This is a genomic window from Azospirillum sp. SYSU D00513 (assembly GCF_017356015.1).
Taxonomy (GTDB): Bacteria; Pseudomonadota; Alphaproteobacteria; order Azospirillales; family Azospirillaceae; genus Azospirillum.
Map to the genome: position 1 here is coordinate 1 of NZ_JAFIQV010000083.1, position 11927 is coordinate 11927.

An 11927-nucleotide genomic window follows, 5' to 3' on the forward strand; every position below is an offset into this window, starting at 1 on the left:
GGCGGCTGGGGGGCTTGCTGAAGCTTTGGCTGTCCAAGGAGGAGCGCTTTGCACCCGGCTATCCCGACCGGGAGCAGATCACGCAGTTGCTGGACAGCATCCGCCGCATGCAAGACGAATTGCGTCGGACGGCGCGCCAGATCCTGGATCACTTTTAGAGCAAAATTTGCTAATCTACCTTCCTTACCTCTCACCAGTCGGAGCCGCCATGAACCAGCCACGCTAGCCCCGTCCAGGACGATACGACGGCGTGTCGTTGCTGCGGGGCCTGGAGGCTCGACTCATGGCAGCTCACCCCCCCGAACTGGCCCGTGCCCGGCGGCGCCGCGATCTGGCGCGCATGAAGGCCAAGGCCCGCCGGCTCTGGCCGGACGACCCCGACGCCCACCGGCTGGCCGACCATCTCGCGTTCTGCCCCAACCGCGGCTGCGCCAATCCCCGCCACTGGGAGGGGCACCCGTTCCGCGATTTGCGGGCGTTCCAAGCTTTTCAGGACGAGCCCTGACGTTTTCCCAACCCTGCGGCTAGAAGCGCTCTGGCGACCTTCTGGCCGCTTCGGGGCCATCCATCTCAACGAAGTGACATTAAGCTCGTCTTGGTTTGCTGGGTGCATCGTGGGTCATAACGGTCTCCTGGTAAACGGCCACAAATATATCGTGCACGATGCAATAGGCATCGACAAATCTGCATGGCAGCCAGTCGGTCCGGGATCTCACTTTAACATCGCGCACGATACAATCGCAGCATATGTTTCCCTCACGGCGATCGACGGTCGCCACCCGAACAGCAGAACGAACCAGCCGGCGCCACGAGGGCGACGGCCATCAACCCAGGCCCCAGCGGGCCAATCAGGAGATCCATCATGACCATCCGCACCACGATCGCCGCCGCCGCGTTGTCCACCGTCGCCCTATTGTCGGGCACCAGCTTCGCCGCCGATTTCGGCACTCAGCTGAACGAGGCGCAGGTTGCCAGCCATCAAGTCGACCGGGAAACCCGCGAGGCGGTGATCCCCGCCCTGAGCGCCGCCCAGTCCTTCAGCGCCTGGGGCGCCCAGGACCAGGCGCAGGACTATCTGAGCTACGCCCGTGCCAAGCTCGGCCTCTCCGACACGGCCATCGTCGCCACCCCGGTGGTCGCCGCTCCCCAGGCGGTCGAGGGCTTCGACCGGCAGCTGAGCGAGGCCAAGGCAAAGGCCGCCGGCGCCGCCCGCGAAACCCGTGAGATCGCCGCCATCCACCTCAGCGCGGCTGAAGGCTACGCCCAGGGCGGCAATCAGGCGAAGGCGCAGCAGTACCTGAACTTCGCCCGCGGCAAGCTGGGTCTGCCAGTCACCCAGGCCCAGACCGCCCAGCCGGTCGTCGCCTCCGGTGCCGCACTCCAGGTTGCGCAGGACAACGGCCTCGTCGGGCTGCGCCCCGAAGCGCACTGACCCTACAGACCGCAGCGGCGGGGGTCTGTCGCTTCCCTTCCAGGCCTCCACCGCATTGTTCTCAATTTATGAACAGTATGCTTCCGCATTGAGCGTTTATCGCAACGCGGAGAACTCGTAGCTTTCCCTCACGGCCGGAATGACACCGGCCACCCCCTCAGCCCCCGGCGCACCGCTAAGAGGGCGCAACCTCCAAGGAGACCTTCCATGACCATCCGCACCACGATCGCCGCCGCCGCGCTCTCCACCGTCGCCCTGCTGTCGGGCACGAGCTTCGCCGCTGATTTCGGCACCCAGTTGAACGAGGCGCAGGTCGCAAGCCAGCAGGTCGACCGGGAAACCCGCGAAGCTGTGACGCCGGCCCTGAACGCCGCCCAGTCCTTCAGCGCCTGGGGCGCTCAGGAGCAGGCGCAGGACTACCTGACCTACGCCCGCAGCAAGCTCGGCCTGTCGAGCGCGGCCGTCATCGCCACCCCGGTGGTCGCCAGCTCCCAGAGCGCGGCGGTCCAGGTCGCCGAGGGCAACGGCATCGTCGGCCTGCGCGCCGAAGCGCACTGATCGCACCGGCCTTCATCTGAAACGAGCAGCAGTTCCTTCCTCACGGCCGGCATGACGCCGGCCGCCAACCCAGCCCCCGGCGCACCTCCGGGGCGCAACCTTCAAGGAGACCTCCCATGACCATCCGCACCACGATCGCTGCCGCCGCTCTGTCCACCATCGCCCTGCTGTCGGGCACGAGCTTTGCCGCCGACTTCGGCTCGCAGCTCTCCGAGGCGCAGGTTGCCAGCCAGCTTGCCGACCGCGATGCCCGCGAGGCCGCCATTCCGGCGCTGAACGCCGCCCGCTCGCTGAACGCCTGGGGCTACCAGGACCAGGCGCAGGACCAGCTGACCTTCGCCCGCAATATGCTGGGCTTGTCCGCCTCCCCGGCTTTCTCCGCCATCGTCGCCACGCCGGTCGTGTCGGCGCCCCAGGCGGCTCCCCAGGTTTCCGATGTCGGCATCGTCGGCCTGCGGGCCGAGGCTCACTGAGGGCGGCAAGTCCCTGCAATCTCCGGCCCGAACCGCCGGACTCCTCCCTTTACCACGAGCAGGAGAGGTTTGATCCACCGGTTATCCCCCGTGGCCCGGCTTCCACGATGCAGCCCAGGCGCACCGGCCTGAGACCCCTTTCCCTCGCGCGGGGTTGTCCCACACGGGACGGATGAGCGCGGCTGGTCTCACTCGGATCGTCACCAGCGTCATGCAAGCAACGGCCGAGAGCGCGCGGCTCGTCTCCTTGGCAGCGCGGCGCGCAACACACGAGCGGCGGAGCTCTCTCAGCGAGGACTCCGCCGCTTGCCGTTTCAGGATCGGCCACCGCGGATGGCACGAGCGCGTTGAGGGAGGTGACGGTCAGACAATCCCGCCGTTGGCGCGCAGGATCTGGCCGTTGATCCATGCCCCGTCGGGGCCGGCGAGGAAGGCGACGGCATTGGCGATGTCCTCGGGCCGGCCCAGACGTTCCAGCGGCGCCAGCTTGGCGAGGGTTTCGACCACCGCGGCAGGCTTGCCGTCGAGGAACAGGGCCGTGGCCGTCGGGCCGGGCGCGATGGCGTTGACCGTGATGTTGCGGCCGCGGAGTTCCCTGGCCAGGACATGGGTCATCGCCTCGACGCCGGCCTTGGTGGCGGCGTAGATTCCGTAAGTCGGCTGGTAGAGCCCCACGACGCTGGAGGACAGGTTGATGATCCGCCCGCCCTCGCGAAGGCGCTTTGCCGCCAGGCGCATGGTGTTGCGCGGTCCCTTCAGGTTGATGCCGATCTGGCTGTCGAACAGCGCATCGTCGGCATCGGCGATCCTGGCCAGCCGCATGATGCCGGCGTTGTTGACCAGAACGTCGATCCCGCCGAAGGCGGCCTCGGCGGCATCCCACATGCGGGCGACCGCGGCGGGATCGCTGACGTCGGCCTGGGCGGTCAGGGCCCGGCCACCAGCCTTTTCGATCACCGAGGCAAGATCCTCGGCCGCGGCGGCGTTTCCGGCGTAGTTGACGATGATGGTGAAACCGTCCTGGGCCAGGCGCTTGGCGATCGCCGCGCCGATCCCCCGCGAAGCGCCTGTGACGAGGGCGGTTTTGTTGCTGACGGTCATGCTTGCTCTCCTTGGTGCCCGGCGCCCAGTGCGGCCGGTACGGGCAGGATGCCCGCTTGACCGATCCGGATAATCAGGCAAGCCTCAACAGCATTGTTCCGTTGGAGCAAACAGCCTCCAGCCAAGCCTGATCAACCCGGAGAGACGCTGCATGGATCGACTGGATGCGATGCGACTGTTCACCCGGGTCGTGGAGCGGCGGAGTTTCACCCAGGCGGCGCACGATCTGAACCTGCCCCGCTCGACGGCCACGCAGATCGTTCAGCAGCTGGAGGACCGCCTCGGCGCCCGGCTGCTCCAGCGCACCACGCGCACGGTGCGGCCGACGCTGGATGGGGAAGCCTATTACCGGCGCTGCATCGCGATCCTCGACGACATCGAAAATGCGGAGGGCGCCTTCCGCGGCGCCAACCCCCGCGGGCTGCTGCGGGTCGAGGTGCAGGGCACTCTGGCGCGGCATTTCCTCCTGCCCGGCCTTCCCGGATTCCTCGAGCGCTACCCGGAGATCGAAGTCGCGATGAGCGAAAGCGATCGATGGGTGGATGTGGTGCGCGAGGGGGTCGATTGCGTCCTTCGCTATGGCGCGTTGCCCGACAGCGATCTCGTGAGGCGCACCGTCGCCACGCTGAAGCGCGTCACCTGCGCTGCCCCCGCCTACCTGGAACGCCATGGTTGCCCGGAGCGTCCGGACGATCTGACGCATCACCGCGCGGTCGGGCTTCGGTCGATCACGACGGGAAGCCTCTTCCCGTTCGAGTTCGTGGATGATGCCGGCGTCCGAAGGGTCGAACTTGCCGCTCCCTTCTCGGTCACGGGAACCGAGACGTTCCGGGAGGGAGTCCTGCTGGGTCTGGGGCTCGCGCAGATGCCCCTGTTCCACATCGAGCAGGATCTCGCGCAGGGGCGGCTGGTGGAGGTTCTTCCCGGGTTCCCGCCACCGTCGGCGCCGGTGTCGGTCCTCTACCCGACCAGCCGGCAGCTTTCCCCGAGAGTGAGGCTTTTCATCGATTGGGTCGTCGGGCAGTTCGATCATGCCAACCGGCGCCTGCCGGACGTCGGATGAGCATCAGCACATTGGGCGGGGCGTGCAGGGCCGCCCGCCTCGGGTGGCTTCGGCCTGATCGCCCATCTTGGAGCGGGCTACTCCATGCGCTCTCCATTGTTCGTGCCCATGGAGCAATGAAGGCATAAAGCAGGTAATTATCTACGAGGGACGGGCGGCTATCTCTTGCTCACCGCGAACGGGTGATCCGGTCGCACATGCAAGGAGAAGATCATGACCATCCGCCACACGATCGCCGCCGCCGCGCTGTCCACCGTAGCCCTGCTGTCAGGCACGAGCCTCGCCGCCGACTTCGGCTCGCAGCTGAACGAGGCGCAGGTCGCCAGCCGTCAGGTTGACCGGGAGACTCGCGAGGCGGTGGCGCCGGCGCTGAACGCCGCCCAGTCCTTCAGCGCCTGGGGCGCTCAAGGTCAGGCGCAGGACTACCTGAGCTACGCCCGTGCCAAGCTCGGCCTCTCCGACACGGCCATCGTCGCCACCCTGGTGGTCGCCGTTCCCCAGCCGGTCGAAGGCTTCGACCGGCAGCTGAGCGAGGCTAAGGCCAAGGCCGCCGGCGCCACCCGCGAGACCCGTGAGATCGCCGCCATCCATCTGAGCGCGGCCGAGGGCTACGCCGCGGGCGGCAATCAGGCGAAGGCGCAGCAGTACCTGAACTTCGCCCGCGGCAAGCTGGGCCTGCCGGTCACCCAGGCCCAGGCCGCCCAGCCGGTCGTCGCCTCCGGCGCCGCCCAGGTCGCGCAGGACAGCGGCATCGTCGGGCTGCGCCCCGAGGCGCACTGACCCTCCGGACCGCAGCGGCGGGGGCCTGCCGCTTCCCTTCCAGGCCTCCGCCGCATTGTTCTCAATTCGTGAACAGTATGCTTCCGCAATGATCGTTTATCGCTAAGTGGAGAACTCGTAGCTTTCCCTCACGGCCGGAACGACACCGGCCACCACCTCAGCCCCCGGCGCATCGCCAAGGGGGCGCAACCTTCAAGGAGACCTCCCATGACCATCCGCACCACGATCGCCGCCGCTGCTCTGTCCACCGTCGCCCTGCTGTCGGGCACGAGCCTCGCAGCCGACTTCGCCTCGCAGCTCTCTGAGGCGCAGGTCGCCAGCCAGCTTGCCGACCGTGACGCCCGCGAGGCCGCCGTCCCGGCGCTGAACGCCGCGCGCTCGCTGAACGCCTGGGGCTACCAGGACCAGGCGCAGGACCAGCTGACCTTCGCCCGCAATATGCTGGGCCTGTCCGCCTCCCCGGCTTCCTCCGCCATCGTCGCCACGCCGGTCGTGTCGGCGCCCCAGGCGGCTCCCCAGGTTTCCGATGTCGGCATCGTCGGCCTGCGGGCCGAGGCTCACTGAGAACGGCAGGCTCCTGCGATCTCCGGCCCGAACCGCCGGGATCCTCCCTCCACCACGAGCAGGAGAGGTTTGATCCACCAATTATCCCCCATGGCCCGGCTTCCACGACGTAGCCCAGGCGCACCGGCCTGAGACCCCTTTCCCTCGCGCGGGGTTGTCCCATCCGGGACAGATGAGCGCGGCTGGTCTCACTCGGATCGTCACCAGCGTCATGCAAGCAACGGCCGAGAGCGCGCGGCTCGTCTCCTTGGCAGCGCGGCGCGCAACACGCGAGCGGCGGAGCTCTCTCAGCGAGGGCTCCGCCGCTTCCATTTTCTGGATGGTCTGGTGTCTTCGCCATGGCGACTCCGCATCCCTGCCACCCCCCTCTTCACGTCGTGCTTCGCCGGCACAGATGGAGTCCTGGCGTTCGCCTCGCCGTGAGCGCCGGCGGCATGCGGATCCGCACGCTGCCAATCGATCCGCAGGAGAGGAAACGCGGCCATGAGAATAGTGCTCAACGCCTCCATCGAACTCGACGTCGCCGACCCGCGCGAGGCGACCGCATTCGAGCAGAACCTGTCCACCTGGCTGCACCAGCAGCAGGCTGTGCGTGACGCCACGGTGAGCGGCAGCAGCGTCGGCAACACCGCGCTCTGGCGGCAGTCCCGAACCGCTGCATTCGGGCCGCGGCTGCGCAGCCCATTCGCCCGACAGCGCGCGCACGAAGCGTGACGACCGGCTCCATGAAACTGGCAGGGCCGGGCGGGCCCGCCGCCTTGCTGCCGAACCCCGGTTACTGATCCAGGGTCTACGCGACGCCGTAAAAGAGGATGCACCGCGTAATGTTGGTGCTCGCCTCCAAAAGGCACTCGGACGGACCACAGCCCCCCGTGGTCCGTCCCTTCTTCCTGTGAACGAGCCGTAGCGTAGCATTACAGGAAAACGGCTCGGGCGCTATCAAGCGCCCCCAGGCCAGCGGACGGCATGCGACGACCGAACCGGCTCCATCCGTCCCACCGAAAGCGCGGCTTAAAACATGTCCAGTTGGATCTGTCCGCCGCCGACGGCATGCCGCCGGGCGGCGTCCAGGGCCGCGCTCTGGGCGCGCTCCAGGGAGCGGGTCACCCCGGAGTCCACCTGGGCGCCGGCGACGGTCACGATCCAGGCCCAGGTGTCGGGGCCGCGCCACAGCACCGTCAGATCGCAGCCGTGCGCCCGCGCCACGGCGTGCCGCGTGGTCCAGGTCGTCGTGGTCATGCTCCCGTCTCCCGTTTCAGACCTTGAGCGCCAGGGCGGAGCTGTTGTTGGGCCGCACATGCAGGTATTTGCCGTCGTGGCGATGGAGGCGTGGCCCAGGGTCTCCTTCACCAGGTGGATCGGCGCCTGGTTGTCGAGGGCGTGGGAGGCGTGGGCATGGCGCAGCCAGTGCGGCGACAGATCCTCCGACAGGCCAACCCGGGCCGCCGCGCGCTTGACGATGCGCCGCACGGTCGCCGGATCGAGATGGCGTCCGCCCTTCCTGGAGCGGAACACCGGATCCTCGTCACCGCCCGCCCCGCGTAAGGCCAGCAGCACGCGCCAGGTGCCGGCGCTCAGAAGCACGGTGCGCGGCTTGCCGCCCTTCCCGTGAACGCTGATCGTGCCGTGTCCGGGCAGGGTTGGATGGGGATTGAGATGGCGCCAGGCCAGCTGGCAGGCCTCGCTCACGCGCAGGCCGGCGCCGTAGAGCAGGCGCAGGAGCGCGTGGTCACGCGGGTGCGGTTCGAGGTGGATCAGGCGCAGTGCCGCTTCCTCGGGGATGATGCGCTCGGCCAGCACATCCTCGATCAAGGGCATGGCCACATCCCCGCCGACGTCCTGGGCGATGTGGCCGCGGGCGGCCGCCTTGGTAAGCAGCGCCCGGATGGCGGACAGGCGGCGGGTGTGGGTGCGGGGCGCCAAGCCGCGGCGCTCGAGGTCCGCCGCGTAGTCCTGGACGTCCTCGTGGGTGAGATCCTGCAGCGGCCTTCGAACGAAGGCGAGGAAGTCGCGGGCGTCGGCGGCGTAGGCGCGCCGGGTGTGGGCGCTGCGCTTGGAGCGGATCCAGCGGCGGACGAACGCCAGGTCCTCCTCGGGGATGGCCGGGCCGACCACCTCCAGAACCATTCCCTCCACCGCGACCGCGACCGGTACCAGATCCCCCACCATCACCCTCCTCGCCCCGCTCCGGGCCTGAATGCCCGATAAGTGAAATTATCGACCGTTAGATTATTAGGCTTAAAAGCCCCCCGGCATTACACTCGTTACAACCCGCATGAATCCTAGGTTTTTGCGGACCAGGCACAAACCCAGGAGGGGCTGTAGACCTCTCTCGCCTCCCTTCCAGTTCCCCCAAAACCTGGGCCGGAGGCCTTCGCCGAGGGGGCTTTACGGCGGTCTCATTTGTAACGAGGGAGCGGCGTTACAAATCCCGTTACACAGCTTTCTGCCCTGGCGTCCTTCGCGTGCTCCAGGCCGGCCAGAATTTTCAGCGGCCATGCTGCTTCCGTGACCCCCTCCCCGGTGGGGGGCTTTTGACAGGCGACCCTATCCCTCCACAGAAAGCTGCCCCTTCATGGCCGGGAGTGGGGGGTATTCGGCCCGGCTGCTGCTGGACGGCACCAAGGTCGCATTCCCGCTGGCCGGGCCGCGCGATACGCTGGAGCCGTTCCACTTTGGGTTTCCGGTTTAGCCGACTGCCGCCCAGCCCTCATCGGCTCGAGCGGTTCTTTCTTGTTGCTGGCTCGAAATTGCGCCGAAGTTCCAAGGAACCTAAGCGGGTCCTGTGCGTTGCTACGCCGAAAGTACAGGGGGCGGACAAGGGGGCAGATTGTGAATACCCAGAAAGACATAGGATGTGCGGAGTTGATTGCTCTGCGCAATGATCTTCGCAAGTTGGAGTCAAGTTTACGGGCTAAACCGCTAAAGGTTCAGGGAGAACGCTATAGGCTCTCTGTTCTCGCCACAGACGTTAATGGAGACAGGTGCGTTTTCCCCGCCTGCAATTGTCCAAAAGCGGACTGCTCACGCCAACCTTTATGTCAACCGTTACTATTGTGGAATTGCTCTCGCTAGAGCACTTAGTTTTCCGACTATGCCCCCTACCGCCTCGCTCTCACCGGATTGGATGGTTTTCTTTTTAGGTGCCATTTCGAGGCTACTCATTCCACCCGCATCGCCCTACCTTCGCTCCCGTGCGTCTCAGCGAAGGGTTTGGCAACATACCCCCGCGTCAGTTTAGCTCCCTGGCGCTTGCGGTACGCTGAGACACCCCGCCAGAACATCCGCCCTGGCGGGGTGTTCTCGTTTCTGCGTTCAGCGCCTCCGAACCGACAGGCTAGCCCGCATTTGTGGTTCTGCCCGCAGCCAACAGGCTTTGCATTGCCCTGAGAAGCGCCCCATGATCGAAGGGCTTGCGCAGCATGGTCAGCCGATCCTGTTCCCACTCTGGCACTTTCACATCGTAGCCGGTGACAACAACGATAGGCAAAGCGGGGCGGCGCAGGCGAATTAACTGTATCAGTGTGTTGCCGTCTAAGACTGGCATGCGTAAATCTTTTAAAAGAATGTCGGCAGGATCGGCGTTGTCGGCTTCGAGAGCTTCCTTGCCGTTCTCAGTTACTGTTGCCCTATATCCTTCATCCTCAAGCACTTCCCGCAGTAACGAAGATAAGAGGCATTCGTCTTCTGCGAGAACAACATGAGGCTTGGATAGGGTCGACATATACCATCACTTTCTTAATCGTGACGTCTTCAGATAACGACACAATCTTGCCTTGTAAAGGCTCACCCCTTACGTATGCAGATTCGACTGTTAGGTCGTTCGCGAAAAGCGTCCCTTTTTGGGTGCCATCTCGCAGTTACCCACCCCGCCCAGCACCTACATACCTTCGCTCCTGCGCAAGCTGGCGAGCGGTGTGGCAGGGTGTCGGTGTTCAGGTTACTCCACGGTTCCTGACGGCGAGAGACGCCCCTGGTGAGAGACGACACCAGGGGCGTTTTTGCTTTTCGCAAAGGCGAACGGAACAGTGTTGCCCGCGCGCGTGTTGGGCGCTCAGCACTGTACGGAGTGCTGAGCCGTGCTTACGGGGGTCCGCCGCTACATCCCCCTGACTGCACCGTAGCGGCGGACTTCCTCGCTTTCCCAAGCTCATTCGGCTCTCTCCTACCGCGTCTTCCCACGTGCACGCACTGTCATAAGGGCGCAGCGTATCGATGGCGCCTGTCAGGGCGGCGCCATCACCGACCTTCACTTCGCCCGCCTTGACCATCATCGGGGCGGGCGCATTCTTGTACTTGGCTCGTTGAAGATCGGCTTTGACGGACGGGCCTGCCTTCTCAGTTCCCCGCTCCCCGGCATGCCCACCCCGGAGGGGGGTAGCGGATCAGCCTCCAGGTGCCGGCCCTCCATGACCCATCATTATCACGCCAGCTTGGCCACCGTTACGGCCAGGATCAGGCTTATCCGCAGCCCTCACCTTGCTGCGGATGTCCCGACTGGCCCGTCGTCTCCCCAACTTCCCGGCGGCGGGCCATCTTTCCCCAAAGCTGATGCCGCGCATACCTCAGCCGGTGCAGGCCTGACCGCGCTAGGCTAAGCCGCTCTTCCGGCTTCTGAACCAGGCGAGTCCGCCTGATCGGAGCGGTGATTCTGAGCAATCGGGATAGGAGCAACTGCAGGAGGGGAACCGGCATTCATCGCCGTTCACGTCGTTCGAGCGAACTGCCAGCTCGTAACACTGGCCACTCACTTCCTCTGGCGAGGCTCTGCCCAGCAGTGCTTCGCGCTCCACCATGTCTCTGAGCTGCGCCAGTGTGCGGCGCTCCATCTCGTCTCCATAACCCATGACCACTCCCCTTTGGGCTCCGGTCTGGATAGCAACAGCGCGAGCGGGCCATGAGCGCGCCCTCGATGCGCATGAAAGCGGCTGAAGGAATTTGAACTCGCGGCACAGGACAAAAAACTTATAATCGGCTTCCTGTCCGTAAGGGATTTTCCCTCTACTTTGCACAAGGGACCCCTTGTCACCAAAATACCTTTGTGCAAAGGCCCTCGGCAAGGCACGCTCGCCCCACTCAGAGGGGGAGCGTGCATGGTCAGGGGCAAGGGTAAGAACACAACTGTCGGCTATGTTCGCGTCTCGACCGACGACCAAGCCGACAGCAGTCTGTCCCTCTCCCACCAAGAGGCCCGCATCCGCGCCTATTGCGAGGCGCACGGGCTCGAGCTGGTCGCCGTCGTGTCAGACGAGGGCGTCAGCGCCGGCAAGCCCTTCGCTGACCGCAGAGGCGGCGCCGAGGTGCTGCAGCTGATCGCCGCCGGCGCTGTCCATCATGTCGTGGCCCTGAAGCTCGATCGCGTGTTCCGCGACGCCGGCAACGCCCTGGCGCAATCCTCCGCTTGGGACAAGGCCGGCATCGGCCTGCACCTGATCGACATGGGCGGCCAGTCCATCAACACCCGCTCAGCCATGGGCCGCATGTTCTTCGTCATGAGCGCCGGCTTCGCCGAGATGGAGCGCGGCTTGATCCGGGAGCGCACGGCCGCAGCGATGCGAGTGAAGAGGGACCGCGGTGAGGTGATCAGCCGGCCGACGCTGGGCTTCGACGCGGTGGACGGCAAGCTGGTGCGGAACGACGACGAGGCCGCGCTGATCGCCCGCATCTACGACATGCACAAGGGTGGCGCCAGCTACAACGCCATTTCCAAGAAGCTCACCCAGGAAGGCGTGCGGACCAAGCGCGGCGGCTCATGGCACGCGACGACGATCCGGAAGCTGGTGCTACGGGCGGCGTGAGAAGGCTGCCTGATATCCTCATTTCGCCGCCTGCATAGCCACGCGCAGAGCGGAAAAGGCCCGCTCCGCTGGTTTGGTGCACGGATGCGGCGGTTGCCCGGTCGGATGAGGTCGGGTAGAAGGCGGCCCCCTTGCTGATCTCCCTGCTTGAGCATGCC

General features: G+C 65.9%; 12 protein-coding genes. 9 read left to right on the forward strand and 3 right to left on the reverse strand.

Annotation, left to right across the window (positions count from 1 at the left end; all coding sequences use genetic code 11):
* Window positions 1-283: 283 nt before the first annotated feature.
* The 4 genes from JUB11_RS31640 (at window position 284) to JUB11_RS31655 (ending at window position 2463) form a co-directional block, all read left to right on the forward strand.
* The gene (locus JUB11_RS31640; protein ID WP_207462795.1) at window positions 284-505 is read left to right on the forward strand and encodes a hypothetical protein; all 222 of its coding nucleotides are present in this window, start codon (window positions 284-286) and stop codon (window positions 503-505) included.
* A 357-nt stretch (window positions 506-862) separates the two neighbouring features.
* The gene (locus JUB11_RS31645) at window positions 863-1432 is read left to right on the forward strand and encodes a hypothetical protein (protein ID WP_207462796.1); all 570 of its coding nucleotides are present in this window, start codon (window positions 863-865) and stop codon (window positions 1430-1432) included.
* Window positions 1433-1639: 207 nt separating this feature from the next.
* On the forward strand, window positions 1640-1990 hold the full coding sequence (locus tag JUB11_RS31650) for a hypothetical protein (protein WP_207462797.1): 351 nt from the start codon (window positions 1640-1642) through the stop codon (window positions 1988-1990).
* A 116-nt stretch (window positions 1991-2106) separates the two neighbouring features.
* On the forward strand, window positions 2107-2463 hold the full coding sequence (locus tag JUB11_RS31655) for a hypothetical protein (protein ID WP_207462798.1): 357 nt from the start codon (window positions 2107-2109) through the stop codon (window positions 2461-2463).
* Window positions 2464-2826: 363 nt separating this feature from the next.
* On the opposite strand, the gene JUB11_RS31660 is transcribed toward JUB11_RS31655, so the two are convergent.
* A complete protein-coding gene (locus JUB11_RS31660; protein ID WP_207462799.1) occupies window positions 2827-3564 on the reverse strand; it encodes an SDR family oxidoreductase in 738 nt (245 codons plus the stop codon).
* Between the two features lie 151 nt (window positions 3565-3715).
* Between JUB11_RS31660 and JUB11_RS31665 the strand changes: the two genes are divergently transcribed.
* The 4 genes from JUB11_RS31665 (at window position 3716) to JUB11_RS31680 (ending at window position 6685) form a co-directional block, all read left to right on the forward strand.
* Window positions 3716-4627: a LysR family transcriptional regulator gene (locus JUB11_RS31665; RefSeq protein ID WP_207462800.1), complete on the forward strand. Its 912-nt coding sequence runs from the start codon at window positions 3716-3718 to the stop codon at window positions 4625-4627.
* Between the two features lie 213 nt (window positions 4628-4840).
* Window positions 4841-5407 carry a hypothetical protein gene (locus JUB11_RS31670; RefSeq protein WP_207462801.1) on the forward strand — a complete coding sequence of 189 codons (567 nt, stop codon included), beginning with the start codon at window positions 4841-4843 and terminating at the stop codon, window positions 5405-5407.
* Between the two features lie 207 nt (window positions 5408-5614).
* Window positions 5615-5971: a hypothetical protein gene (locus tag JUB11_RS31675; RefSeq protein ID WP_207462802.1), complete on the forward strand. Its 357-nt coding sequence runs from the start codon at window positions 5615-5617 to the stop codon at window positions 5969-5971.
* A gap of 483 nt (window positions 5972-6454) precedes the next feature.
* Window positions 6455-6685, forward strand: a complete 231-nt coding sequence (locus JUB11_RS31680; RefSeq protein ID WP_207462803.1) for a hypothetical protein — start codon at window positions 6455-6457, stop codon at window positions 6683-6685.
* Between the two features lie 297 nt (window positions 6686-6982).
* On the opposite strand, the gene JUB11_RS31685 is transcribed toward JUB11_RS31680, so the two are convergent.
* Entirely contained in the window at window positions 6983-8140 is a 1158-nt protein-coding gene (locus JUB11_RS31685; protein WP_207462804.1) for a tyrosine-type recombinase/integrase, read from the reverse strand.
* A gap of 1168 nt (window positions 8141-9308) precedes the next feature.
* Window positions 9309-9695 (reverse strand): response regulator, encoded by a 387-nt coding sequence (locus JUB11_RS31690; RefSeq protein WP_207462805.1) that lies wholly within the window; start codon window positions 9693-9695, stop codon window positions 9309-9311.
* Between the two features lie 1369 nt (window positions 9696-11064).
* On the opposite strand from JUB11_RS31690, the gene JUB11_RS31695 reads away from it, so the two are divergent.
* Entirely contained in the window at window positions 11065-11769 is a 705-nt protein-coding gene (locus JUB11_RS31695) for a recombinase family protein (RefSeq protein WP_207462806.1), read from the forward strand.
* Window positions 11770-11927: the final 158 nt, after the last annotated feature.